General features: G+C 52.0%; 19 protein-coding genes and 1 tRNA gene. 11 read left to right on the plus strand and 9 right to left on the minus strand.

Translation table 11 applies throughout. The annotated features are described in order from the left end of the window. The first annotated feature begins 9 nt into the window (after positions 1-9). Positions 10-621 carry a tetratricopeptide repeat protein gene (locus tag EHT87_RS11360; RefSeq protein ID WP_124906743.1) on the plus strand — a complete coding sequence of 204 codons (612 nt, stop codon included), beginning with the start codon at positions 10-12 and terminating at the stop codon, positions 619-621. Positions 622-720: 99 nt separating this feature from the next. Here the strand turns inward: EHT87_RS11360 and fdhD are convergent, their stop codons facing one another. Continuing rightward, positions 721-1,560, minus strand: coding sequence for a formate dehydrogenase accessory sulfurtransferase FdhD (gene fdhD / locus EHT87_RS11365; protein WP_124906744.1), 840 nt, complete (start codon positions 1,558-1,560; stop codon positions 721-723). A 256-nt stretch (positions 1,561-1,816) separates the two neighbouring features. Between fdhD and EHT87_RS11370 the strand changes: the two genes are divergently transcribed. The 7 genes from EHT87_RS11370 (at position 1,817) to EHT87_RS11400 (ending at position 13,093) form a co-directional block, all read left to right on the plus strand. Beyond that, positions 1,817-3,952 carry a bifunctional aldolase/short-chain dehydrogenase gene (locus EHT87_RS11370; protein ID WP_124906745.1) on the plus strand — a complete coding sequence of 712 codons (2,136 nt, stop codon included), beginning with the start codon at positions 1,817-1,819 and terminating at the stop codon, positions 3,950-3,952. Positions 3,953-4,083: 131 nt separating this feature from the next. Beyond that, entirely contained in the window at positions 4,084-5,358 is a 1,275-nt protein-coding gene (locus EHT87_RS11375) for a sugar isomerase (RefSeq protein ID WP_124906746.1), read from the plus strand. Between the two features lie 85 nt (positions 5,359-5,443). Further along, positions 5,444-6,841 carry an FGGY-family carbohydrate kinase gene (locus EHT87_RS11380; RefSeq protein ID WP_124906747.1) on the plus strand — a complete coding sequence of 466 codons (1,398 nt, stop codon included), beginning with the start codon at positions 5,444-5,446 and terminating at the stop codon, positions 6,839-6,841. 146 nt (positions 6,842-6,987) lie between these two features. After that, the gene (locus EHT87_RS11385) at positions 6,988-7,464 is read left to right on the plus strand and encodes a MarR family winged helix-turn-helix transcriptional regulator (protein WP_124906748.1); all 477 of its coding nucleotides are present in this window, start codon (positions 6,988-6,990) and stop codon (positions 7,462-7,464) included. 76 nt (positions 7,465-7,540) lie between these two features. Beyond that, entirely contained in the window at positions 7,541-8,869 is a 1,329-nt protein-coding gene (locus EHT87_RS11390) for a TolC family protein (RefSeq protein WP_124906749.1), read from the plus strand. A 22-nt stretch (positions 8,870-8,891) separates the two neighbouring features. After that, positions 8,892-9,947, plus strand: a complete 1,056-nt coding sequence (locus EHT87_RS11395) for an efflux RND transporter periplasmic adaptor subunit (protein ID WP_124906750.1) — start codon at positions 8,892-8,894, stop codon at positions 9,945-9,947. 14 nt (positions 9,948-9,961) lie between these two features. Continuing rightward, positions 9,962-13,093, plus strand: a complete 3,132-nt coding sequence (locus EHT87_RS11400; protein WP_124906751.1) for an efflux RND transporter permease subunit — start codon at positions 9,962-9,964, stop codon at positions 13,091-13,093. 89 nt (positions 13,094-13,182) lie between these two features. On the opposite strand, the gene EHT87_RS11405 is transcribed toward EHT87_RS11400, so the two are convergent. Further along, positions 13,183-13,902: a head GIN domain-containing protein gene (locus EHT87_RS11405; protein WP_229321001.1), complete on the minus strand. Its 720-nt coding sequence runs from the start codon at positions 13,900-13,902 to the stop codon at positions 13,183-13,185. 228 nt (positions 13,903-14,130) lie between these two features. On the opposite strand from EHT87_RS11405, the gene EHT87_RS11410 reads away from it, so the two are divergent. Then, positions 14,131-14,763: an HAD-IA family hydrolase gene (locus EHT87_RS11410; protein ID WP_124906752.1), complete on the plus strand. Its 633-nt coding sequence runs from the start codon at positions 14,131-14,133 to the stop codon at positions 14,761-14,763. A gap of 15 nt (positions 14,764-14,778) precedes the next feature. Here the strand turns inward: EHT87_RS11410 and EHT87_RS11415 are convergent, their stop codons facing one another. The 6 genes from EHT87_RS11415 to EHT87_RS11440 all read right to left on the minus strand — a co-directional run bounded on the left by EHT87_RS11415 (position 14,779) and on the right by EHT87_RS11440 (position 23,683). Next, complete coding sequence (locus EHT87_RS11415; RefSeq protein WP_229321002.1) at positions 14,779-18,015, minus strand: T9SS type B sorting domain-containing protein; 3,237 nt, start codon at positions 18,013-18,015, stop codon at positions 14,779-14,781. A 243-nt stretch (positions 18,016-18,258) separates the two neighbouring features. Further along, positions 18,259-18,873 (minus strand): ABC transporter ATP-binding protein, encoded by a 615-nt coding sequence (locus EHT87_RS11420; protein WP_124906754.1) that lies wholly within the window; start codon positions 18,871-18,873, stop codon positions 18,259-18,261. A gap of 79 nt (positions 18,874-18,952) precedes the next feature. Then, the gene (gene lpxA, locus EHT87_RS11425) at positions 18,953-19,747 is read right to left on the minus strand and encodes an acyl-ACP--UDP-N-acetylglucosamine O-acyltransferase (protein WP_124906755.1); all 795 of its coding nucleotides are present in this window, start codon (positions 19,745-19,747) and stop codon (positions 18,953-18,955) included. A gap of 84 nt (positions 19,748-19,831) precedes the next feature. Continuing rightward, complete coding sequence (locus EHT87_RS11430) at positions 19,832-21,226, minus strand: bifunctional UDP-3-O-[3-hydroxymyristoyl] N-acetylglucosamine deacetylase/3-hydroxyacyl-ACP dehydratase (protein ID WP_124906756.1); 1,395 nt, start codon at positions 21,224-21,226, stop codon at positions 19,832-19,834. A 76-nt stretch (positions 21,227-21,302) separates the two neighbouring features. Further along, positions 21,303-22,334: a UDP-3-O-(3-hydroxymyristoyl)glucosamine N-acyltransferase gene (lpxD, locus tag EHT87_RS11435; protein ID WP_124906757.1), complete on the minus strand. Its 1,032-nt coding sequence runs from the start codon at positions 22,332-22,334 to the stop codon at positions 21,303-21,305. A 74-nt stretch (positions 22,335-22,408) separates the two neighbouring features. Next, positions 22,409-23,683, minus strand: coding sequence for an HD domain-containing protein (locus EHT87_RS11440; protein WP_124906758.1), 1,275 nt, complete (start codon positions 23,681-23,683; stop codon positions 22,409-22,411). Positions 23,684-23,844: 161 nt separating this feature from the next. Here EHT87_RS11440 and EHT87_RS11445 point away from each other — a divergent pair. Together EHT87_RS11445 and EHT87_RS11450 are read left to right on the plus strand one after the other, a co-directional pair. After that, a tRNA-Ile gene (locus EHT87_RS11445) sits at positions 23,845-23,918 on the plus strand. A 535-nt stretch (positions 23,919-24,453) separates the two neighbouring features. Then, positions 24,454-25,470: a DUF5005 domain-containing protein gene (locus tag EHT87_RS11450; RefSeq protein WP_185716188.1), complete on the plus strand. Its 1,017-nt coding sequence runs from the start codon at positions 24,454-24,456 to the stop codon at positions 25,468-25,470. A gap of 26 nt (positions 25,471-25,496) precedes the next feature. On the opposite strand, the gene EHT87_RS11455 is transcribed toward EHT87_RS11450, so the two are convergent. Next, on the minus strand, positions 25,497-25,796 hold the full coding sequence (locus EHT87_RS11455) for a hypothetical protein (protein WP_124906760.1): 300 nt from the start codon (positions 25,794-25,796) through the stop codon (positions 25,497-25,499). Positions 25,797-25,889: the final 93 nt, after the last annotated feature.

Raw genomic sequence — 25,889 nt, forward strand, 5'->3', positions numbered from 1 at the left:
CTATTTAATATGAAAACCACGCAAAAAATCGCAGCCATCCTGGCTTTTAGTATTATTTCGCTGCCATCCGTGCACGCCCAAACGCTGACCGCCTTTAAGGAAAGTTATTCACTGGAAGCTAAAAAGGCGTATAAACCGGCCATCGCAGCCTTGAAGAAAACGAACGACGATTCGTATGAAGTCAATCTGCGGCAAGGCTGGCTGCACTACCTGGCCGGTTTATTACCCGAATCGGTTACTTACTACGAAAAAGCGATTGCGCAGCGGCCCACTTCCATTGAGGCCCGATTGGGCTACGCGCTACCGGCCTCGGCCCTCAACCACTGGGATCAGGTACTGGAGCAATACCAGGCGGTTTTAAAGCTCGACCCCAACCATACCGTCACCAACTACCGGATGGGGCTGGTATTTTATTACCGAAAGGACTACAAAACCGCCGAAGGGTATTTTCAGAAAGTGTTGAAACTGTATCCGTTTGATCACGACAGCCTGCTCATGCTCGGCTGGACCAAATACCTGCTCGGACAAAGCAACGAAGCCCGCGGATTGTTTAATCGCGCCTTGCTGAATACGCCAACCGACTCTTCGGCGGTGCAGGGACTGGCGGCTTTGAAACAATGAGCAATCGCTCACCCATTTGTTGCCGACCCAGGCCCTTGCAACCGAACCCGTTGCGGATCGCGAAAGAGTCTGGGTCGGCAACAACTAAACCAGTCCATTTCAATGCTTTACGTCCGAAGTCACCGGCGAATACTGATTAAACCGGTTATCCCGAACAAAACCGAGCAGCGTCATCCCGGCTTCTTTGGCCAGTTCCACCGCCAGGCTCGACGGGGCGCCGACAGCCGCCAGCATCGGAACACCCGCCATCCAGCATTTTTGCACCAGTTCGAACGCGACACGCCCGCTTACCAGCACGCCAAACCGGCTCAAGGGCAACCAGCCCTGCCAGAAAGCCGCCCCGATGAGTTTATCCAGCGCGTTGTGCCGCCCGATGTCTTCCCGAACCAGCAGCAACTGCCCGTTTTCATCGAACAGGGCGGCCGCATGTAAGCCACCCGTATAGGCAAAAGTTCGTTGGGATTCGCGAAGTTTTTCCGGTAAAGCGTGAACCATTTCAGGCTCCAGGTGAAAATCGGAACCCAGTGGTTGATGGCAAACCGTCTGAACGGCCTCGATTGACGCTTTTCCGCAAATACCGCAACTGGAAGCCGTATAGCTGTGCCGTTCCAGCCGTTTCCAATCGATGACGACACCGGGTTGCAATTCGACCCGCAAAACGTTGCCTTTTTTTTCGGAGTCGGAAACGCAATGCCGGACGGAAATGATCTGGGCCGGGCTTTCGAGTATATTTTCGGTAAACAGAAACCCCAGCGCCAGTTCTTCGTCGTGGCCGGGCGTTCGCATCGTCACGGCGACGCTGCGTTGCTGGCGGTCGTCGGGCGGGCCGTAGCCCAGGCGGATCTCCAGCGGTTCTTCTACCGCCAGCAAATCAGTATGCTCCTGAGGCTCATGCGCCTGACTAATTTTCTGAATGCGTACAGGTGAAACGGACAACATACGGTTTTTATACTATTTATTAAAAAAACCCAATTAACCGAAAAGAGTTTAAATGAGCGTAATTTGATACTTGTCTTTCTAAAATGGCCAAATAGACAGACCTAAAATTCATTTTTCAGGCACAAAATAGGACAGTACATGAAAGTAAGCCTGTCAGAAGCTTTTATCTTTGGGTATAATGTTGACTAAAGCATCTTTTTAAAGAGATTTAGGCTCTGAAGAATCAATCGCGTCGGCGTTCCGACATCAATTCGATATGCTCAGTACGAACAAAACACGGCAGGCGAACGAGTTTCGTCATGTAAGCTACTTATGGGACGAAGCGAAAGCCGCCCAACTGGCCGGTGACGAAGTAGCCCTCCTCATCTATCGTTCTAACCTTTTAGGTGCCGACCTCCGCCTGACTAACTACGGCGGTGGGAACACATCCTGCAAAGTGATGGCCAAAGACCCACTGACCGGCAAAGACACCGAAGTGATGTGGATCAAGGGTTCCGGGGGTGACCTCGGTACGATGAAGCGAAGCGGTTTGGCGGCTTTGTACGTCGATCGGCTGCGGAGTTTGAAAAACATCTATCGGGGAATCGAATTTGAAGATGAGATGGTCGAGCTGTTCAACCACTGCATTTTCGATCTGTCTTCGAAGGCCCCGTCGATTGACACTCCCCTGCACGGTTTTCTGCCTTTCGCCCACATCGACCACCTGCACCCGGATGCGGCCATCGCCATTGCAGCCGCCAAAGATGGCAAAAAAATTACACAGGAACTGTTCGACGGCACCATCGGCTGGGTAGAATGGCAACGCCCCGGTTTCGATCTGGGCCTGAAAATGGACGAATGTCTGCAGCAGAATCCCGGTATCCGGGGCATTATGCTGGGCTCGCACGGCTTGTTTACCTGGGGCGATACCGCCTACGAAAGCTATATCAATACGCTGGAAGTCATCGAAAAATGTGCTGACTATCTGGAAGAAAACTACGGAAAAAGTCGCCCGGTTTTTGGTGGTGCCAAACTCCAGAGCCTCGACAAAGACGCCCGGCTGAAACAGGCGGCCACGCTGGCACCGGTGCTGCGCGGTTTCTGCTCGAACCACACCTCAATGATCGGCCACTTTACGGACGACGAACGCGTGCTGGAATTCATCAATTCCAACGATCTGGACCGGCTGGCGCCGATGGGTACTTCCTGCCCTGACCACTTTCTGCGGACCAAGATCAGCCCGCTGGTGCTCGACCTGAAACCGGACGAAGATGTAACCGATACGGCGGCTATTCAGGAAAAACTGGCTCCGGCCTATGAAGCCTACCGGGCGATGTATGCGGAGTATTACGAAACCTGCAAACACCCAAACAGTCCGGCCATCCGCGATAAAAATCCGGTGGTGATCCTGTGGCCCGGCGTCGGCATGTTCGCCTTTGCGAAAGACAAGCAAACCGCCCGCGTGGCGGCTGAGTTTTATACCAACGCCATCAACGTGATGAAGGGTGCCGAAGCCATTTCGGAATACACCTCGTTGCCGCGCCAGGAAGCGTTTGACATTGAATACTGGCTGCTGGAAGAAGCGAAACTGCAGCGGATGCCGAAGCCAAAACCGTTGTCGGGCAAAATTGCCCTGATCACCGGCAGTGCGGGCGGAATCGGCAAAGCCATCGCCAAGCGGTTTGTGGCCGAGGGTGCTGTGGTGGTCATCAACGACAACGATCCCGACCGGTTGAAAGGCGCCGATGACGAATTCCGGCAGCAATACGGCCGGGATACGCACACCGCTGCAACGCTCGATGTAACCAGTGCTGAAACCATCCGGAAGGCGTTCGACGCGGCTGCCGTGGCTTTCGGCGGTGTCGATATCGTGGTGAACTGCGCGGGTTTGTCGATCTCGAAACCCATTGAAGAACATACCGAAAAAGATTGGGATCTGCTGTACGATGTCCTGGTGAAAGGCCAGTTTCTGGTGACGCAGAAGGGCGTTGAAGTGATGCGCAAGCAGAAACTGGGCGGTGATGTTATCAACATTGCCAGCAAGAACGGTCTGGTTTCCGGCCCCAACAACGCCGGTTACGGTTCCGCCAAAGCCGCCCAGTTGCACCTGAGCCGACTCAATGCTGCCGAACTCGGCAAAGACCACATTCGGGTCAATGTCGTGAATCCGGATGCGGTTATTTCCGACAGTAAAATCTGGGCGGGAGCCTGGGCGGAAGGCCGAGCCAAAGCCTACGGCGTAACGGTGGAAGAACTTCCGGCTTATTACGCCAAACGCACCTTGCTGAACGAAATCATTCTGCCGGACGACATTGCCAATGCCTGTTTCGCCTTCGTGGGCGGTTTACTGAGCAAATCCACCGGCAACGTTCTGAACGTGGATGGCGGTGTGGCAATGGCCTTTGTGAGATAATAAAAGAGAGTTGTTTCGCGGAGTTGAGTGGAGTAAAGGGAGTTAAGCAGAGAAACGAAATACGATTCTGCGTACCTCTGATTTTCTCCGCTCAACTCCGCGAAACAACTTTTTTAAAAACCTAAATCCTCATGCAACTCGAAGCCTATAAGATTTCAGACCATAACGATAAGCTCCAGGAAGCGCACCAGCGCAAGCTGTCCTACTGGACGGAGGAAGTCGCCAACGCCGAGGAGGTCATTAAAAAACTGATCGATTTCCAGATTGCCATTCCGAGTTGGGCGCTCGGCACCGGCGGAACCCGGTTTGGCCGGTTTCCGGGCGGTGGAGAACCGCGTTCGCTGGAAGAAAAAATTGAAGACGTCGGCCTGCTGCACGCCCTCAACCAGTCGAGCGGAGCAATCTCACTGCACATTCCGTGGGACATTCCGAAAGACGGGGAAGCCATCAAAAATCTGGCGGCCAGTTTCGGCCTGCGGTTCGACGCGATGAATTCCAACACGTTTCAGGACCAGCCCAATCAGGAACACAGCTACAAATTCGGATCGTTGCAGCACGTCGATCGGGCGGTGCGCCAACAGGCGATCGAGCACAACATCGACGTGATCCGCCACGGGGTTGCGCTGGGCTCCGACTCGCTGACGGTCTGGTTGTCCGACGGCTCCTGCTTTCCGGGGCAGTTGAATTTCCGGAAAGCGTTTGAACGGACGCTGGAAAGTTTGCAGGAAATCTACGCGGCTTTGCCCGACAACTGGAAAGTTTTCGTGGAGTACAAAGCGTTTGAACCCAATTTTTACTCGATGACCGTTGGCGACTGGGGTTCGTCGCTGCTGTTTGCCAATAAGCTCGGACCGAAAGCCTACACGCTGGTCGATCTGGGCCACCACCTGCCAAATGCCAACATTGAGCAGATCGTTTCCCTGCTGTTGATGGAAGGCAAATTGGGCGGTTTCCACTTCAACGACTCCAAATACGGCGACGACGATTTGACGGTGGGCAGCATTCGCCCCTACCAGTTATTCCTGATTTTCAACGAATTGATTGAAGGAATGGACGCCAAAGGCATGAATCATGCGACGGATCTGGGTTGGATGATCGATGCCAGCCACAATGTCAAAGATCCGCTGGAAGATCTGTTGCAGTCGGTCGAAGCCATTCAACTGGCCTACGCCCAGGCGCTGCTGGTCGATCGGTTGGCGCTGGAAGAAGCCCGCAACGGGAACGACGTGGTGCGGGCACAGGAAATTTTACAGGAAGCCTACCGCACCGATGTCCGGCCGTTGGTAGCCGAAGCACGTCGGCGGGCGGGTGGGGCCCTGAATCCCTTAACCCTCTTCCGCCAATTGAACATCCGCCAGCAACTCATCGGCGAACGGGGACTAAAAACCATCGCCACAGGACTCTAAAATTAATTGGTGAAAGAGTGAGAGAGCGAAGGTAACGACGCAGCAGTCACTCTTTCGCTCTTTCGCTCTTTCATTCTTTCACTCAATGAAAACGCCCGTTATTGCCATTTTCGACGTCGGGAAGACGAATAAGAAGTTGTTTCTTTTCAACGAACGGTATGAAATCGTCTGGGAACGATCGGAGCCGTTTGACGAAATTGTGGACGACGACGGCGATCCGTGCGAAGACCTTCCGCGGCTGACAACCTGGGTGCAATCGTTGCTGCAGGAAGTGCTGGAACTACCCCAGTTTGACATTCGGGCGCTGAATTTTTCAACGTATGGGGCCAGTTTCGTGTACCTGGACGAAGAAAGCCGGGCTATTGGGTACCTTTATAATTATCTGAAACCGTATCCCGCCGAAATCCGCCAGAAATTCTACAAAACCTACGGCGACGAAACGACGCTGGCCATGCAAACCGCTTCGCCGGCGCTGGACAGTTTGAATTCGGGCCTGATGCTATACCGCATCAAGTATGACAAACCCAAGCTGTTCCGCCGAATCTGGTATTCGCTGCATCTACCGCAGTATTTGAGCTATCTGTTTACCGGTCAGGTATTAACGGATGTAACGAGCATTGGCTGCCACACGATGCTGTGGGATTTTAACCAAAATCAGTACCATAACTGGGTCATTGCCGAGAAACTGGATAAGCTTTTCGGACCCATTTTTACGTCCGACAGCGTGCTGAATGCCATCTGGCTCAACCATCCACTCAAGGTGGGCGTCGGTTTGCACGACAGTTCGGCGGCTTTAATCCCGTATCTGGCGTCGTTTCAGGAACCGTTTGTGCTGATTTCGACCGGAACCTGGTCGATTAGCCTCAACCCGTTCAATACCATTCCATTAACGGCGGAGGAGTTGCAATACGACTGCCTGTGTTACCTCCATTATCAGGGGCAACCGATCAAGGCGTCACGCCTGTTTGCCGGCTACGAACACGAGCAGCAGACCAGACGGCTGGCAGCCCATTTTAACACTTCCAGCGATTACTACAAACAGGTCGATTACGACCCGGACCTGATTCAGTATTTACGGGATTCGCGCGCCCATTCCAACAACCGGTTTGAGGACGTGAAAGCCCCTCCCCTGCAGGAATCACTTTTCAGACACCGCGATCTGGCAGTTTTCCGGACGTACGAAGAAGCCTATCACCAACTGATGCTCGACATTGTTGCACAGCAACTGGTTTCGACCAATCTGGTTCTGGAAAACTCGCCGGTGAAACGAATCTTTGTCGACGGCGGATTCAGCAAAAATCCGATTTACATGAATCTGCTGGCGTCGGCTTTCCCCCAAATTGAAGTGTTTGCGGCTTCTATGGCCCAGGCCACCGCCCTGGGTTCGGCTTTGGCGATCCATCACCACTGGAATACGAAACCGTTGCCCGGTGATACCATCGAGCTAAAGCATTATGCGCCCGCCGGGCGGTATGCGGTCTAACGTACCCACGGACTGAACGGGGCCGCCCACACGGTCCGTGGGTACAGTAAACCGTTCATCCCTCTAACAGACCGTATCCTCAAAAAATCCAAAACTTTTCTTCTGAAAATTTGGTTGATATATCAACCTACTATAAGTTTGCAACCATGATTACGAAAGAAGAAACCAGCATACGGGAAAAGATATTCAACCAGATGGGCGGGTTTGTGGTGTTCAACATCAACCATGTTTCGCACATGTTCGCCCGGAAAGCAAACCGCGATCTGGCTAAATCCGGGGTTTCCCTTCAACTGGAACAATTGCCGGTATTGTTTGTGGTCAACTGCTCGTCCGATGGTTTATTGTCACAACAGGACATCGCCAATATCCTGCAAAGGGATAAATCAGGCATACAGCGCTCTATTCGCACGTTGGAACGGGATGGTTACCTGCGTATTTCTGCCGATGATTCGGACCGGCGCAAGAACCTGATCGGGTTGACACCAGCCGGAAAGATGATTATCGAGAAAATAATTCAGACCGCTAAAGAACTGGATGACGAAGTTACCAACCAATTGACACCGGAAGAAGTTACTTCCTTACTGAGAATCTTGAAGAAAGTTTCCGTGTTGGTCGAGAACTGATTTTTTTTGACCAGATAGTTGATATGTCTACTGTTGATATATCTACAATATAAGTTTTTATTCGTTTAATACAACCATGAAAAAGACAGTTTTCTTATTTTTGATGCTTTCGCTTACCGCTTCGTTGCCCGGTTGGTCGCAAACGAACTGGACGTTAAAGAACTGCATCGACTACGGACTTCAGCATTTTGGTACCGTAAAAATTGCTCAGTACCAGACTGAAACCGCTAACCAGCAAGCCCGTCAGGCGCTGGGTCTGTACTTGCCACAGGTAGCAGGTTCGGCGACATTCACGGATAACGTCAAGTTGCAAACATCCATCATCCCGGCGGGTCCGCTGTCGCCCGAACCAATTCGGCTCACCTTTGGCCAGAAATACCAGAACAACGTTTCGGCTCAGCTCACGCAACCCATTTACGACCGATCTCTGTTGCTGGGTCTGAAGGCGAGCAAACCCAATCAGCAATTGGCCGAACTCAATAACCGGCAAACGCGGGAGGACGTCATTTATAACATCACCAGCAATTATTATCAGGTTTTTATTTCGCAGCAGCAAATTGCCCTGCTGAAAGACAACCTGGAACGGACGCAGCAGGTGTTGAACATTCTGAAATTGCAGCGCGACAACGGGGTGATTCAACCCGTTGACTACACCAATACGGAAGTGAGTTACAACAACACCCGCTCGCAGCTGTCGCTGGCCGAGAACGACGTAAACCTGGCCTTGAACCGGCTGAAATACCAGATGGGCCTGTCGCAGGATCAACCGCTGACCTTGTCGGATTCGTTGCTGATGAAAGTGCCCCCAACCGTGCCGATGACGCAATTCGATGCTAAAAATCTGGTTACGTTTCAGCAGGCAGAAACCAATCTGACGCTGCAGAGATTGCAATTGCAGCGCACCCGGGCCGGTTATATGCCCAGTTTAAACTTCACCGCCAATTACGGTACGCTGAATTTTGCCAATCAATTCGACAATGCGTTTAAGAACTTTATTGGGTATGGTAGCATTGGGTTGCGATTGAATGTGCCCATTTTCGACGGATTCCAACGGGATGCGCAGGTACAGCAGGCTAAATTGACCGTACTGACGCAGGAAGAACAGCAGCGACTGAATACGTCGGCCTACCAGCTTCAGTTCAACAACGCCCAGTCGCAAATCCAGAAAGCGAAACTCAATGCAGAAAACGACGAACGGACCGTGAAACTGGCGCAGGAAGTGTATAACATCACGACCTTACAATACAGACAGGGAACCAAACCGCTGACGGATCTGATCAATGCCGACAATTCGTACCGCCAGGCGCAATCGAACTACATCAATTCGCTCATTAATTTTTATCAGGCCCGCCTTGATTTAGAACAATCGCAGGGAACCTTGTTAAACTTTTATAACCAACTCTGAGTACTAAATACAACCTAATAGCATGAAAAAGACAACAATCATCGTCGTAGTGGCCTTTTTAGCCGTTACCGCCCTCATCGGTTTTCGACTGGCTTCGAACAAGAAGACGATCGATGAAAAAAACCAGTTGCCGACCGCTACCAATACGGCCATTCCGGTAACGGTTACCCAGGTTGAAGAAGGAACGGTTAGTCAGCAACTGATCAAAACCGGTAATCTGATTCCGTTCAAAGAAGCGGATATTACGGCCACAACGGCCGGGAAAGTAACGAAAGTGAACTTTGATCTGGGTTCTTCGGTCCGGCAGGGCGCAACGCTGGTCGAGTTCGACAACAAGTTGAAAGAATTGTCGCTGGAAGCCACCCGGTTGAATATCGAAAAACTGAAAAAGGACGTGACGCGGTATACCACCTTGCTGGCGGGCAATGCCACAACCGAAATTCAGGTGAACGAAACCAAATACAACTACGAAAACGCGGTCAATCAGGCCGAGCAGATTCAGAAACAGATAGCGGATGCGAACGTAAAAGCACCGATCAGTGGCCGGATTGTGAAGAAAAATATCGAACCGGGCGAATACATCACGGTCGGAACGGTATTGGGAACGGTATTGGATGTAGCCCGGCTGAAAGTGCAGGTGCCGGTGAACGAGAGTGACGTGTACCGGTTGCGAGAAGGCCAGACGGTTCGGGTAACGACGGATGTGTTTCCGGGAAAAACCTTCGGCGGCCGCATTTCATACATCGCGCCCCAGGGTACGGAAGAGCACAATTATCCGGTTGAAATCACGATCGATAATGCCGCCGGATTGAAAGCCGGGACGTTTGTCAACGTTGACTTTTCGCAGAAATCCAACCAGAAAGCCTTGCAGATTCCACGGATGGCGCTGGTGGAAAGCATCAAGAATCCGTACGTGTATGTTGTGAACGGTAATGCAGTCCGGAAACGCGTCATCAAAGTGGGCCGTGAATTCAACGATTCCATCGAAGTGCTGGATGGCTTGGCGGCTGGTGATCAGGTGGTTACCACGGGACAATTGAATTTGAGCGACGGTAAAACCGTACAGATCACGAAATAACAAAGAAAGAAACCATGTCAATCTCCGAAATAGCGGTTAAACGGCCGTTGCTGGTGACCACCGTTTTCATCGTACTGATTCTGTTCGGTGCGCTGAGTTACAAGCAATTATCGTATAATTTATTACCGAAATTCGAAGCCAACGTCATCAGCGTGGCCACGACGTATCGGGGTGCTTCTGCCGATGAGGTGGAAACGAACGTGACCAAGCGCATCGAAGACGCGTTGTCGTCGCTCGAAGGGCTGGACCGCATGACATCGACCTCGCAGGAAGGTGCGTCGATTGTCATTATCCAACTGAAAAACGGTGTCAGCACGACGCTGGCCCAGCAGGACGCGCAGCGGAAAGTCGAGCAGATTGTCAACCTGCTGCCCGACGCGGCCGACCGCCCGATTCTAAACAAATTCTCGACCGATGAAATACCGGTTTTACGGATGGGAATCACGGCTGACATGTCGCCGACCGCGTTGTATGACCTGATCGACAACGACCTGAAACCGCAATTATCGAACGTATCGGGGGTGGGCCAGGTGAACATCATCGGGGGCAATGAGCGCGAAATTCAGGTGAACGTCGACCTGGAAAAACTCCGGGCCTACGGCGTGTCGATCGGGCAGGTGTCGCAGGCCATCAACGCAGCCAACACGAGTTATCCGGCCGGTCAGCTGGAAACCCAGGAGTCGCAGTATTCGATCCGTTTTGATGCCTCCGTCGAAACCACCAACCGCCTGCGGGAATTGATCATCGCCCGGCGGACCGACGGCAGCCAGGTGTTGCTCAGGAACGTGGCCGAAGTTGTGGATGCAACGACCAAACCGACGGCCATCAACCACATCAACGCGCTGCCTTCCATCGGGATGCAGATTCAGAAACAATCGGATGCCAACGCGGTATCCGTCAGCGAGTTAGTGCGCGCCAAAATTGCCGTTCTGGAAAAGCAACACGCCAATGTGAAGTTAAAATTCAATATCGCATCCGACCAATCGACGTACACGCTGGCTTCGGCCCACGCGGTGGTGGAAGATATGGGCCTGGCGGTATTGATCGTATCGCTCGTCATGCTGCTGTTTTTACACAGTTTCCGGTCGGCTCTGTTCGTGCTGGTGGCGTTGCCTTCGTCGATGATTCCGACGTTCGCGCTCATGTATCTGATGGGTTTTTCGCTGAACCTGATGACGTTGATGGCGCTTTCGCTGGTGGTCGGTATTCTGGTCGATGACTCGATTGTGGTCCTGGAAAACATCAACCGCCACCTCGAAATGGGGAAAGACAAACGGCAGGCGGCCCTGGACGGCCGGAGTGAAATCGGCTTTACGGCTTTGGCCATTACGCTGGTTGACGTGGTTGTTTTCGTGCCGCTGGCCATGACCGGTGGGTTGATCGGAAACATCCTGCGGGAATTTGCGCTGGTGGTGGTTTTCTCGACGCTGATGAGTTTGCTCGTCTCGTTTACGCTGACGCCTTTGCTGGCTTCTCGGTTTGGCAAAATTGAAGTACTGAGCAAGAGCTCGCTCTGGGGCCGTCTGAACTTAGGTTTTGAGAGCCTCATCGATCGGCTGACGGCGGCTTATGGGCGAATCCTGGTCTGGGTTCTGGGTCACAAACGGTACGTTTTCCTTGGCATCTTTGCCCTGCTGGTTGGGTCCATTGCGCTGGTTCCGGCCGGTTTTATCGGTGGGGCTTTCATGCCAGCCAGTGATCAGGGCGAAATGAGCGTTCAGATCGAACTGGCTCCGACCGCTTCCATTTACCAGAGCAATGCCGTGGCGCAGCGCGCGGAACAGCTGATCATGAAGCACCCCGAAGTAACCAACGTCTTTACCAACGTCGGGTACACCAGCAGCGGTATTGCCACGTCTTCGAACAGCAACATCGCCGATCTGAACGTGAAGCTGATCGACAAAAAACAACGTACCATTTCAACCGAAGCTTTTGGACAGTTACTGAAAAAAGAAATCAGTGAAATACCGGGTGTGAAGGTAACCGTTAATCCGGTCGGCATCGTGGGAGCTTCGCAGGCACCAATTATGATTGCCGTGAAAGGGACGAACCTCGCCGATATTCGGAAAGCGGCCGCGCAGGTGAAAGCCGTAACGCAGTCGGTGCCGGGGACGCAGGACGTGAAATATTCCGTGAAAGATCCGAAACCGGAAGTAACGGTCAACCTGGACCGTGAAAAAATGGCCCAGTTGGGCATCAATGCTTCCGATGTCGGGGTGGCCTTGCAAAACGCTTTCCGCGGCAACGATCAGTCGAAGTTCAAGCAAAACGGCAATGAATACGATATTCTGATCAGCCTTGACCGGTTCGACCGCACCAGAGCGGAGGACATCAGCCGCCTGACGTTTGTCAACAACCAGGGCAAAATGTTTGAACTGTCACAGTTTGCCACCGTACAGGAACAGATCGGCGAAAGTGTTCTGGAGCGCATCGACCGGCTTTCTTCGGTAACGGTCAACGCCCAGGTTATCGGGCGTCCGGTGGGAACGGTGGGAACCGACATTCAGACTAAAATGGCGCAAGTGAAATTACCGGAAGGGATTTCGATCCAGTATCTGGGTCAGTTGCAACAACAATCCGATGCCTTCGGCAGTCTGGGCCTGGCGTTGATGATTGCCATTCTGCTGGTGTATTTCATCATGGTGGCGCTCTACGAAAGCGTGGTGTATCCCTTCGTGGTGTTGTTCTCGATTCCGGTAGCGTTGATCGGTGCATTGCTGGCACTGGCGCTGACGATGGAAAGTCTGACGGTATTCTCGATTGTCGGGATGATCATGTTGCTGGGTCTGGTGGCCAAAAACGCCATTTTGATCGTTGACTTTACGAACCAGCTAAAAGCCGAAGGGCATGACGTGGTCGATGCACTGATCGAAGCCGGAAAAGAGCGGTTACGCCCGATTCTGATGACGACGCTGGCGATGATTCTGGGGATGTTGCCGATTGCCCTGGCCAGTGGTGCCGGAGCCGAAACCAAAAACGGGATGGCCTGGGTCATCATCGGCGGTCTGACCTCGTCGCTGCTGCTGACGTTGCTGATCGTTCCGTCGATGTATCTGGTGGTCGACCGGATTATCGAGCGGTTTACCCGGAAGAAAGTAAAACCGAAAAAACCGCAGGAACTGGAAGTCGCGCAGGCGATTGAGTAAGTTTGAATACCTGGTAACAAAAAAGGAGCACCCGACACGTGCTCCTTTTTTGTTGTTAATCTCTATTCTCACTTCTTACCTCTACCGAATCAATCCTGCCGCAGCGTACTCGAACCCGACAGTTTTGATCGCAGTTCGGGTACGCCCCGATACCGGACGCTGCTGGCACCACTGGCCGTTACATCCAGCCGTTTTGTCACCCGCACGCGGGCCGAACTCGCCCCGGACAAATCCAGTTCGGCTTCATCGACCGGGTAATCAAAGCCTTCCAGTTTGCTGGCACCCGATAGTTCGCCTACCAGCAATGCACTGGTTCCTTTCAGGTCGAGGTCGGAAGCGCCCGACAAGTCGATGTTGGTGCGGGCCGCATCGAGATCGACCGTCGAACGGGAAGCACCCGTCAGCTTGATATCGAATTCACGCAGGCCCCGAAAACCGGTAATTTCGGACCGGGAAGCGCCGGAAAAATCGACACCCCGCAACGTCGGCATCGTGATCCTGATGTTCATATCGTACCGGCGGTTTCGGTAGTGATTGCGGTATTGCGCGTGGAGCGTTCCGTTGCTGGTATAGATATCAAGATCGTCGAGGTCCCGGCTATTGCCGCGGGCTTCGATGCTGAAGTTACTGCCTTGTTCCACCGTAATGTCGAAGGCGCTCCCCATGTCGAGCCGGTCGAAATTGGTCAGACCATACGAACGTTCGTCCTCTTCATACGGGCCGACGCGCTCAAAGTCGCAGGAAGTCAGCGACACCAGGGCAAAAATAAAAAAAGCGGAAAGAATGGTTGTGAATTTCATCGTTGTCATAGCGATTTGTGGTTGTACTTGTTGTTTTATGCCGCTATGACCCGCATTGAAAACTTGCCCCCTACGCGGTTTTGAAAAAAATTTTAGAAGAAAGAAAAGTTAGGGATATTGTACAGAAATTCGCTTTTCGATTCGAAAACTGAGTTGGCTGCTGTTCCCGGATGGTACGGAAGCCCCGTCTTACACTTGAATCTCCTCCAACCGGGAGCCTGTAAACCAAGGATTGCGATGAACTACAAACTGGTTATTTTCGATTTCGATGGCACGCTGGCCGATTCCTTTCCGTATTTTTTGAAAACGGTAAACATGCTGGCGGAGACCTATCATTTTCCGCCCATCGATCCCGAAAAGACCGATCAGCTCCGGGGCCTGGATGCCCGTCAGTTGATAAAAAATGCCCGGCTGCCTGCCTGGAAAATACCGCTCATCGCCAATGCTTTTATTCGCCAGATGAGCAAAGACATTGCGCAAATCCCGTTATTCGAAGGTGTTCCTGATCTGTTAAAGCAGTTGTGGCACCAGGGCGTCCGGCTCGCCATTGTCAGTTCCAATTCGGAAGAGAATATCCGCCGGATACTCGGCCCCGAAACGGCAGCCCTCATTACGCACTACGGCTGTGGCAGCTCGCTTTTCGGGAAGCAGCACAAATTCCGGAAAGCCCTGGAGAAGGTTGGCGTTAAACCCGGTGAAGTGCTTTGCATAGGCGATGAAATTCGGGATCTGGAAGCTGCGAAAGGAGCCGGTATCGCCTTCGGTGGCGTTGCCTGGGGCTACACCCGCGCCGACGTACTGGAAGCCCAGGCCGATCGTACGGTATTTTATACCGTACAGGACATCATCAAAACTGTGGTGTCCACCTAGGTGATATGCATCGTTCTATTCCAATACTTCCACCCACCCTTTGCATTTTGTGCCCCGCTGCGTCGTCAGCAGGTAATAGTAGAGTCCACCCGGGATGTCACGACCCCAGGTGTTGCTGTAGTTTTCGCTTCGGTAGACCGATTTGCCCCACCGGTTAAAAATCTCCAGCGCTGCGCCCGTAAATCCGACGTTGAAAACGTCGTTTTTTCCGTCATTATTAGCCGTCACCACGTTCGGAATTTCGCTCATATTCTCGATGGTAACCGGCAGGTTGAGCGCCAGACTACACCCGTTTTTGGAGGAGGTTACCGTAATTTCATACTGCCCTGACTGCGCATACTGGTAAGTGCCGGGGGCGTTGGTGCGCAGGGTGTCACCGTTGCCCATCGACCATTTAAATCCCTGAGCGCCCGCCGTTTTATTGATCAGTTCTACCTTCATCGGCTGGCCGCATTCCGAACTCAGCCGTACTTCGGCAACGGGCCGGAACGAGTCGTCGGTCGTAATGGTCACGTTTTTTGTGGCCGAACAGCCGTTTTCGTTCGTAATTTTCACACTATAGGTAGTAGTTTTAGTAGGATTGACAACGGGATTGCCCACGGTTGCACTCGTTAGCCCCTGCGTTGGTGACCACGCGTAGGTTTGGCCGCCTTCGGCCAGCAGTTGCACCGGCTGTCCGGCGCAAACCGTCGTGTCTTTGCTCACTTTAAAATTGGCAGGAAATACTTTAATCACCTTTTGCGCCACATCGACCCGCTTGCAGGTCAGCTTGTTATACGCCGTCAGTGTTACGGTGTATTCGCCCGGTTTGTCGAACGTATGACTAACCTGTGCCGGATTGGACGATGCTCCGGTTCCGCCAAAATCCCAGGCGTAGGTAATGCCGCCCTCGCTCGTATTGACAAAATTGAGCGTTAAGGGCGCACACCCCTGAATCACATCTTTCAGCGTCCCCTGGTAGGCGTCGAAAGCGGCTTTTAACCGGTCGATGTCAAACTTAAACGCGGCATTGTTGCAGTTGGGACTTTTGTTGTTTTGCGACCACGCCTGCGCCGTTGCCGGAAAGCGCGTTCCGCCACAGGCACAGGCTGCGTGGTAAATGACCCCGCTTTTATCGAACCGGCTGGTTCCGCCATCGACGTGATCGCCACGCCCGGCGACATTATCACTCCCGAAAAAAGTGGCGTACAGGAGTGATTTTCCGCCCTGCTCCAGCAGCGCCAGCCAGAAATTACTGCCGTCCGTTGTTTTGCGGTAGGCATCGGTTGTAACCGGTAAACCCTGCGTACTGCTGTTAACATTACCACTTCGTACGTTAACCGCTCCACCCCATCCCGACAAATACATGTTTCCGCATTCATTTACCAGGAATGCCGTTGGTGAAACATCCGGCCCGATGCGACCGGAGCCTATGACGGTTGAAAAGAGCGTCTTTGAAAGACCGGGATCGAGCGCGTGAATAAACTGCCCGCTCCGGGCGTTCCGATAAACACTGTCTGAAACTGCGTATTGCCCTCTGGTTAAGCCAAATACGTGCGGATTTTCCTGCGGGTCGAGATCAATCAGGTAAGCCGCATCGTCGGCCGTCGTTCCCAGATACGTGGTGCGCTCCAGTTGGTTATTCCTGAATTTGACCAGAAAGCCGTCTTCCTGTCCACCAATTTGTGGTTTGAATGCTCCGGCGGTGGCGGGCAAATCGGCGCTGCGGGTGGTGCCCACGCCATAAACGGCGCCCGAAGCCCCCGTTCGGAGGGCATAGGCGACATCGTAACCACTTCCGCCGTAATAGGTACTCCAAAGCAACTGACTCAGATCCGGATTGAGTTGTAAAAAAACCGCATCAGCCGGTCCTTGTAGTTTCGATTGCGGGGCATTGGCAGTAACCGGAAAATCGGCAGAAAACGAAACCGTCGCCACATAAACGTTGTCATTTTTATCGACAATGATTTCGCCCCGCAGGTCGTCGCCATAGTTATAAATGCCCAGATACTGATCCACATAATTCAGGCCGTCGTTCGATGAACCGCCAACGTACGTGCTGTTTTTCAAGACCTTGCCATCGGCACTGATGTTGGCAACGAACAAATCCGTTCCGTTCCTGAAATAGATGGTTCCGTAGATACTTCCCGGTTCGGGCAGTCCATTTCCCAACGGAACATACGCCGTACCGCCCGCAAATTTCCGGTTGTAGGCCGCGGAGGTAGTTGGAAAATTCGCCGAGGACGTAACGCCATAGATCAGCAATTCATTTTTACTGTTAACAATCAGGCTGTGAGGAGTTTCGCCGGTGGAACCACCCAGATAGGCGGCATACAGCAACTGCTTTCCGTCCGGGCTGAACTTCATGACCGCCACGTCCATTTCGGCCCCGTAGCGGGTTTGAAAAGCACCGGTGGTGGGTACGAAACTGGTGCCAAAAACCGTTCCGGCAGTATACAGATTACCGTCGTTATCATAGGTCGCCGTATGTCCCCAGTTATCGCTCACCGAGCCCGAATAGGTAGAAAAAATGAGCGTCGGATCGATGGTGAGCGGTTGTTGGCTGTCGTACGGGTGTGGAAAACGAAACGAAGCCGTCAGGCCGTCCAGCGTCCATTCCGCCGGAACCTCCGTAGTTTTGCTGTTCTTTTCGGTAAATGAATACGGTTTTTCTTCCCGAAACGGCAACAGACTGGTTTCAACCAGCAGCTGACCCTTCTCCAGCCGAACGGCCGAAGCACCGGCATACCGCAATCGAATGACCGAAGGATCGGCACCCGGCTTTACTATGAATTCGTATTTCAGTGTCTGATAATAAGCAAACAGGCGCAGATCGATGCCCGGATAAATTTCGTGGTAAATCACTTCGCCAAAAGCCGGTACCGCACTCGCCCAGCGCTTGGAATCGTTGCCTAAAAAATAGTTCAGATCCTCGGAAACGAGGTTTTTGCTTTCAATCTGGGCCGTTGCAAGGCTGTGTTGCAACTGAACTTCCACCCCGTGAGCTTTTACCATCGGCTCGGTCAGTTCGGGCGGTGAAGCCGTTCGGGAGGCTGTCTGATTCGGGCGTCCCGAATGGATCCGATCCAGGGCTTCGGTGTCGTAAAAAACGTAGTGCAGGGATTGCTTTTTCAGGAACAAAAAACCGCCCGGCAGTTCGGCCCGAAACAACACCTCCGACGACCACTGGCCCTTGTTCTGCACAAACCGCACAGCTCCGGTGGGGCTGTCTGCCCAGGTTACATTAAGCAGTCCAAAAAGGATACAAAACAAACAGAAAGTAAACGTTCGACACATAAACCGGCGACATCAAAAAGATTTCAAGATACAAATTTCGGAGGAAAGCGGTAAGACGTTCGCTAAAAGACTTCAACCCGCAGCAGTCTTCACCGCCGTTTCGGCCCGCTTGTCGGTCAGCGTTCACCTCAGTTACCATGACTCAATAACGATGCGAAGAGTTGCAACTTGTTGGTACCGACAGGCTATTTTGAAACCGTTACTACCGGATGCTGAAACTCATTTCCAGCGGCTGATGTCGATCACGTTGGGGCAAAAATCGTATTCTTCGGGCTGGTTGGAGCCGATCAGCAGGAGTTGATCGGAAAGCAGGCGAACGCGTTCGCGGTACCAGGCGACACCCTGCTTGTCGAGATTGGAGGTGGGTTCGTCCAGAATAACAATGGCGGCTTCGGAGTAAAAAGCCAGTCCCAGTTTTACCCGTTGCTTCATACCGGACGAAAATGCTTTGATTTCTTTGTGGCGGGCGTGGCTCAGGAGCATGAGTTCACAGAGCTGGTCGGGCGTCAACTGGTTTTTGAACGGTTTGAAGGCCTGGTGGAACGTCAGTAATTCGAGGAGCGTCAGTTCTTCGATCAATTCCAGATAGGGCGCGGCCATCACCAGGTAGCGGTACCAGTCGTCGACTTCGACCGGTTTTTCCTCTAAAGAATACCGGATGGTTCCTTCCGAAGCGGGCAAAACCCCGATCAGGGTCTGGAGCAGCGTTGATTTGCCGCTTCCGTTGGGGCCGACGAACGTGTAGCTGTTGCCAGCCTGCATGGTCAGATCAACGTTACGGAAAATCCACTCGCGCCGGAAGCGCTTGCTGAGTCGTTCGGTGGTGATGTTCATTGGAATTATGGATGATGAATGATGAACGATGAAATAAATGGGTCAATAATTCATCATTCATCACTCATAATTCATCATTTTATTCGCCCACTTCGCGGCCCGATGGTCCCTTCATGATTCCGCGTTCGGAATTGCGGATGAAGTTGACGATTTCATCACGTTCGTCGGAAGGAGGAAGTTCCAGGTCGATGCGGGTTAGTGCTTCGGCATTATTCAAACCGCGGAGGTAGATATAGCGGTAAATTTCCTGAATCTGGTTGATTTGCTCGTTGGTATATCCGCGACGGCGCAGGCCCACCGAGTTGATACCGGCGTAGGTAATGGGTTCGCGGGCGGCTTTGGAAAACGGCGGAACGTCTTTCCGAACCAGCGATCCACCCGAAATAAAGGCGTGAATGCCAATTTTGGCGAACTGGTGAACCGCGCTGAAGGCACTGATAATGGCCCAGTCGCCGAGGTGAACGTGGCCGGCCATCTGAACCGTATTGCCAATGAGGCAGTGATTACCGATCCGGCAATCGTGGGCAACGTGCGCATACGCCATGATCAGGCAATCGCTGCCAATTTCGGTCCGCCGGTGTTCTTCGGTACCCCGGCTAACGGTTGCGTATTCGCGGATGGTGGTGTTGTCGCCGACAAAGGTCAGCGTGTACTCGCCTTTAAATTTCAAATCCTGGGGAATAGCCGAAATAACGACTCCCGGATAAATGCGGCAATTCCGGCCGATACGAGCTCCTTCATTAATGACGGCATGGGAGCCTATCCATGTTCCTTCACCGATTTCGACATCTTTATGGACAATTGCAAATGGCTCTATAACAACGTTTTGAGCAATTTTAGAATCCGGATGGATGTATGCAAGTGGTTGAATCATTAAACTTCGTGGTTTAACGTTTTAGGCTTACTGTTTAAAATTCGCCGGTAAAATTACCGCGGTTTTAAACGTCAAACCTCAAACCTATTTTTTCTTGACAAGACTGGCGATCATTTCGGCTTCGCAGACAAGTTGCCCGGCAACGTAACCCCGTCCGGACATTTTGACGATCCCCCGCTTCATGGGCGAGATGAATTCACAACGAAAAATGAGCGTATCGCCCGGAACTACGTTCCGTCGAAAGCGGCAATTTTCGATCCCGATCAGGTAGGGCCAGTAGTTTTCCGGGTCGGGAACGGTGCTCAGCACCAGAATCCCCCCGGTTTGGGCCATCGATTCTAACTGCAATACACCCGGCATCACCGGATTTCCCGGAAAATGCCCCATAAAGTATTGCTCATTCATGGAAACATTCTTGATTCCGACGACGCTGCTCTCGTCCAGGGCCATGATTTTGTCGATCATCTGGAACGGATAGCGGTGGGGTAACAGACTGGCAATTTTCTGAAAATCATAAACCGGCGGCTGAGTCGGGTCGTAGGCCGGACTCGTATTCGCGGCATTTTTCTGCATCAGTTTCTTGATTTTCTTGGCAAAAGCCACGTTGGCCGCGTGGCCGGGCCGGGCCGCCAGAATCTGCGCTTTGATGGGCCGTCCAACCAATGCCAGATCGCCGACCAGGTCGAGCAATTTATGGCGGGCCATTTCATTCGGATAATGGAGGTCGATGTTGTTGAGAATGCCCTCTTTTTTATTGACGCTTACTTTCGGTTTATTCAGAAGATCGGCCAGATAATCCAGCTCACCTTCGCGCACATCCCGATCAACGATGACGATGGCATTGGTCAGATCACCGCCTTTGATCAGGTCCTGCTTGTAAAGCATTTCCAGTTCGTGCAGAAAAACAAACGTCCGGCACATCGCAATCTGCGAAGAAAACTGGCTGATGTCGTTCAGGAACGCATGCTGGCTCGTGATCACCCGCGAATTGTAGTCCACCATAACGGTGAGCCGGTAATCGCTGAGCGGTAAAGCCGCAATCTCGATATCTTTTTCGGAATTCTTATAATGGACGTACTCGTTGATTTCGAAGTAGTTACGATACGCGTTCTGCTCTTCGATACCGGCATCCTGCAGGGCTTCGATGAACTTGATCGAACTGCCGTCCATAATGGGCGGTTCGGGTCCGTCGAGCTGAATCAGGATATTGTCGAGTTGCAGCCCAACCAGCGACGCCAGGGCGTGTTCGACGGTATGAATCCGGGCTCCGTTCTGTTCGAGGGTGGTGCCGCGGGAAAGATCGACTACATTATCGACATCAGCGTCGACAATCGGCTGACCCGGTAAATCGACGCGTTGAAATTTGTACCCGTGGTGGGCCGGTGCGGGCAGAAACGTCATGGTTGCCATAACGCCTGTGTGCAATCCTACGCCCGAGACCGAGACCGCTTTTTGTATTGTCTGCTGTTTGGTATTCATTCCGTAAGCTTCTGACCTGAAGACTATTATCGACACTTCGTAACAGATATCCCTGAGTGATCCGTTCGATGGTGGCTCATTGATTGTTTATTTTCTTTTCCAACTCGTTGATGCGTTTCTCGAGGGTCGGTAGCCGTTGAAAAACGATCGACGATCGCAGGCTGTCTTTGACATCGAAAGCCGGCATTCCGCTGAACGACAGTCCTTCTTCCTTCACGGACTTCGTTACGCCCGACCGGCCGCCGATTTTTGTCCGATTGGCAATCCAGATATGGCCTGTCACTCCGGTTTGCCCGCCAATGACGCAGTTCTCGCCAATTTTTGTTGATCCGGCAATACCGCTTTGGGCCGCAATGACCGTGTTTTTACCGATTTCAACGTTATGACCGACCTGAATCAGGTTATCCAGTTTGACCCCTTGCCGGATGATGGTGGAACCCACCGTGGCGCAATCGACGGTGGTATTGGCACCGATGCTGACGTTGTCTTCAATAATGACGTTTCCCAACTGCGGAATCGCCCGGTAAGTTCCGTCGGGCTGGGGCGCAAACCCGAATCCGTCGCTGCCAATTACCGCATTGGCTTTAATGACGCAGTTGTGCCCAATAACCGTATTGTCGATAATCCGGGCACCGGTGTGGATAATCGTATTATCACCGATGGTTACGTTATTACCGATATAGGCCTGCGGGTAAATTTTAACGTTACTGCCAATCAGGCAATTATCGCCAATGTACGAAAACGCCCCGCGATACGGGCGGTCACCAATCCGGGTCGAATCAGCAATGAATGAAGGTTGTTCGACACCCACTTTTTCGACGGGTTGCTGCCGGTTTACGTGTTCCAGTAATTTCGTAAAAGCAGAATAGGAGTTATCTACGAAAATTAGGGTCGCCTGAACGGGCTGTCGGGGTTCAAAAGATTTGTTGACAATGACGGCCGACGCGGCTGTTGTATACAGATAATGTTCGTATTTCAGATTTGCTAAAAAAGAGATGCTACCTTCCTGGCCTTCTTCAATTTTGGACAGTTGACTGATTTTCAGAGATTCATTCCCATCAACTGTACCGCCGAGAAGGGCAGCAATCTGCTTCACTGTAAATTCCATAGAGTTGACGTCGTCGTCGTTGGGGCTATGTAAGACTCGAATATTTGTGCCGCTAAGGTAGAGAACAAATTGAACTATACCAACCGAACCGGTGGCTGGGTCAGGTTTTTCGCCCAGCAGAGGTAGTATCGCCTGACCATATTGGTAAGTGCTTTAATACCGGGTAAATCGGACGCATCGGCAATATCAATGATACGATCATCTTTTAGCTTGATGTTGATATTATCGATAGACGGCAAATAAGCCGAATTAGTGGCAACACCTTCCACCAGAAAATAGGATAATTCGTCTTGTTGCACCCCGGTATCCAGCAGTTGCTGTTCCAGTTCACGAACCAGTTGTCCGGCAAAGGGCTGTTCAGAAATAATGATTTTAAAAAGCCGCCGGTCGAGCAACATCTGGCAAAGGGTCGATAAAACCCGGTCGGCATGGCGGCTCCAGAATTTTATGGACGTCCAGATGTCATAATCGTCGAGTTCCGTAAATGCCCTGAGGTAGTGCGGATGGTGCTGAAAATCGTCCATAGTGATCGGTTTTGACAGAAATGTGTGCAGTGCGGGCGTGGTAAACAGGGTGCTCTCGCTGCCAGGGTCGGTTTGGGGCTGGTTTAGCAAAAACCGCGCGCGCCGAATGATCTGCACGAGCATGGACTCGGCACAGAGCGAGGTTTTGTGCAGATAAACCTGCCAGTACATCAACCGCCGGGAACTCAAAAAATTTTCGATACTCAAAATCCCTTTCGCTTCCACGACCAGCTGATCATCGACCAAATCGAGCATTTTAATGATGCGGTCGGCCCCAATGGTACCTTCGGCGACGCCCGTGTAGAAACAGTCGCGGTTGAGGTAATCCATCCGATCCATATCCAACTGACTAGAAATCAGTTGATGAAAAAACGGCCGGTGATACGTTGCCTCGAACATTTGAATGGCCATCGACAGGCCGCCATTGAATTGCCGGTTCAGTTCGTGCATCAGCAACAGCGACAACCGTTCGTGCGGAATACCTTCCAGAATGGTGTATTCGAGGACATGGGAAAACGGGCCGTGACCAATGTCGTGCAGCAGAATCGCCATTTGGGCGGCATCGCATTCCGCTTCAGAAATCCGGTGTCCTTTACCGCGCAAGGTCTGAATGGCCTGCCCCATCAGGTGCATCGCTCCCAGGGCATGGTGAAACCGGGTGTGCAAAGCGCCGGGATAAACCAGTTCTGAAAGGCCCAATTGTTTGATACGCCGAAGCCGCTGAAAATACGGGTGTTCGACCAGATCGAATGTCAGATCGTTCGGAATAGTGATAAACCCGTAGACGGGGTCGTTCAGGATTTTTTTTTTGTTCTGAGAAGCCAAGTGAAAGGGTGCCGATAGACAGACAAATATACGCCAAAATGAGGCAGAGTGTTGCAGTACTTCCCCGTAGACTTTTGCAACCGCAATTTGAAGAGGAAGCCGATTTTTGTATATTTGCAAACGCTCTTTCCTTTACGGAAAAGCGGCCGGTTCACCGGTTCGGGCCTATAGCTCATTCGGTTAGAGCAACTGACTCATAATCAGTAGGTGCTTGGTTCGATTCCAAGTGGGCCCACGTTGATAATCAAGCACTTACAATTCAATGTAAGTGCTTGATTCTTTTTTATTACAATCCATTTCGAAAAATCTCTTTTTGGAAAATCAGAAGATAAACGCTATTTGGAAGCAAACGGATGCCTTGACCGATCAGTAGGTGCTGGTTTTGCAGGATCCAGAATCGTTTAAAAGTCGTTACTATTTTTAAAATAGTTTTGATCCTATGGGGCCACTTACCAGCAAAACTCCCCGCGCTCCTTTTTCGGCTTTGCCGGTTTTACAAGCCTCTCTACTGCTGCGGTTGTCTTTTAAGCTGGGTGAACTGCGGCATTTGCATACAAAATGCATAATACTTTAGGCCCCTGTTGTGGTTGATTCGAGCAAGCAGGATGGCGATGATGAATGAGTATCTTTGCTCAACAACTTGCTTCTCTGGCTTGCTATACCCTTCGCCCATGAATTATTTTTTTTACCTCTTCGGTCTTCTGGCAGGCTGTTTAGTGGCTCCACCTGAAATTGTACCTGATTCGAATACCCCGGCTGTGATACCCAGGGTGACTTCAGAGCCCAAAGCCCAGGTTGATGAGCAGTATAACCATTTTTTCACCCGCTACGATGGCTGGACTGGTGGGGATGGGGTTTATTCCACGCGACTGCCTGACGGTCGGATCGTCTGGACGTTCGGCGATACCTTCCTGGGGCTTGTCAAATCGGACCGGACTCGCTTAGCCAGCCAGAACGAAATGGTTCGGAACGCGGTGATGATTCAGACCGGTGAAACCTTCGACAGTTTCAAGACACTGAATCAAGGCGCTTCGACCCCGAAGGCGGGTCAAACTTACTTTACCCATGCGAAGCAGAAAGGCGGCAAAGACTGGTATTGGCCGTTGGATGCTACGGTCTACAACGTGAAACTACAGGTTTTGCTGAGCCACATCGAAAAAACCGGGTCAGGTGCCTGGGATTTTAAGAATGCTTCGATCGATATCGCCATTTGTTCACTGACGACGGGAACGGTAGAAAAAATCATTGCCAACAAATACCAGGGACCCTGGGGATACGGTGGTGCCGTGTGCGAAGCGGCTGATGGCTACACCTACCTGTATGGGGTCATTCACGGCAACCTGACAACGAATGTGGTTGTAGCCCGCGCTCCAAAAGGAGACCTGACGGGGAACTGGCAATACTGGAACGGCAGCCAATGGGGGAGCCAGCCGAACGACTATTCAATCTATAAGGATGCCTCCGATCAATTCAGCGTGTTTCAATCCGGCACCCGGTATTATCTCTTCACGCAGGAAATCGTTTTCGGCCGGCGGTTATTTCTGTCGGAATCGAGCAGCCCAATTGGCCCCTGGACGGCTAAACGACTCCTCTACACGGTTCCCCCAGAACAGGGTACGGGCAAAGTTTTCACCTACAATGCCCTGGTGCATCCTGAACTGTCAAGAAATGGCGACTTGATGATTTCGTATTGCGTCAACGCAACCGATTTTGCCGACCATTTCAACAGTCCGGGTAGCGCGGACCGCTATCGCCCCTACTTTATTCGGGTCAAGGACTGGCAATAAATCGGGCGTTCGAAAAGCGCTATTCGCTAGACCAGGATTTCATCGATGGGAACGCTTTCAGCTTCGGCTTTCACCATTGCGATAAACTGATCGCACAATTCGCCCAGATCGTCGGCAAGGTCGTTATTGGTGCTACGAACTGCGCCTGGTAGTTTAACGATGATTCGGCCGCCAACCTCTTCCAGCAAAATAAGCAGACCCGGAAATACAACCGTAACCTCACCGGTGCTCGTCTGGTCGATGCTTTGAATCGGCCGACCGACCGGTCCAAATGCAAAGCCCTGCTTGAACTGATCCTGCAATTTGCGGTATATCTTTTCCATCATCTCCATCTTTCCAATCGCTGTTTGATCGGCAATTTAACGATTACTTTACAGCATTCAACGGGAACCGTGGCCGGAGGTGGGTGCGAATGGGCA

This window comes from Larkinella knui, assembly GCF_003858645.1.
GTDB lineage: Bacteria > Bacteroidota > Bacteroidia > Cytophagales > Spirosomataceae > Larkinella > Larkinella knui.

Bases quoted from the DNA above. Each gene is read 5' to 3' on its own strand.
- EHT87_RS11360 (WP_124906743.1), top strand. From the start codon at position 10: ATGAAAACCACGCAAAAAATCGCAGCCATCCTGGCTTTTAGTATTATT.
- fdhD (WP_124906744.1), bottom strand. From the start codon at position 1,560: ATGTTGTCCGTTTCACCTGTACGCATTCAGAAAATTAGTCAGGCGCAT.
- EHT87_RS11370 (WP_124906745.1), top strand. From the start codon at position 1,817: ATGCTCAGTACGAACAAAACACGGCAGGCGAACGAGTTTCGTCATGTA.
- EHT87_RS11375 (WP_124906746.1), top strand. From the start codon at position 4,084: ATGCAACTCGAAGCCTATAAGATTTCAGACCATAACGATAAGCTCCAG.
- EHT87_RS11380 (WP_124906747.1), top strand. From the start codon at position 5,444: ATGAAAACGCCCGTTATTGCCATTTTCGACGTCGGGAAGACGAATAAG.
- EHT87_RS11385 (WP_124906748.1), top strand. From the start codon at position 6,988: ATGATTACGAAAGAAGAAACCAGCATACGGGAAAAGATATTCAACCAG.
- EHT87_RS11390 (WP_124906749.1), top strand. From the start codon at position 7,541: ATGAAAAAGACAGTTTTCTTATTTTTGATGCTTTCGCTTACCGCTTCG.
- EHT87_RS11395 (WP_124906750.1), top strand. From the start codon at position 8,892: ATGAAAAAGACAACAATCATCGTCGTAGTGGCCTTTTTAGCCGTTACC.
- EHT87_RS11400 (WP_124906751.1), top strand. From the start codon at position 9,962: ATGTCAATCTCCGAAATAGCGGTTAAACGGCCGTTGCTGGTGACCACC.
- EHT87_RS11405 (WP_229321001.1), bottom strand. From the start codon at position 13,902: ATGACAACGATGAAATTCACAACCATTCTTTCCGCTTTTTTTATTTTT.
- EHT87_RS11410 (WP_124906752.1), top strand. From the start codon at position 14,131: ATGAACTACAAACTGGTTATTTTCGATTTCGATGGCACGCTGGCCGAT.
- EHT87_RS11420 (WP_124906754.1), bottom strand. From the start codon at position 18,873: ATGAACATCACCACCGAACGACTCAGCAAGCGCTTCCGGCGCGAGTGG.
- lpxA (WP_124906755.1), bottom strand. From the start codon at position 19,747: ATGATTCAACCACTTGCATACATCCATCCGGATTCTAAAATTGCTCAA.
- EHT87_RS11430 (WP_124906756.1), bottom strand. From the start codon at position 21,226: ATGAATACCAAACAGCAGACAATACAAAAAGCGGTCTCGGTCTCGGGC.
- lpxD (WP_124906757.1), bottom strand. From the start codon at position 22,334: ATGGAATTTACAGTGAAGCAGATTGCTGCCCTTCTCGGCGGTACAGTT.
- EHT87_RS11455 (WP_124906760.1), bottom strand. From the start codon at position 25,796: ATGATGGAAAAGATATACCGCAAATTGCAGGATCAGTTCAAGCAGGGC.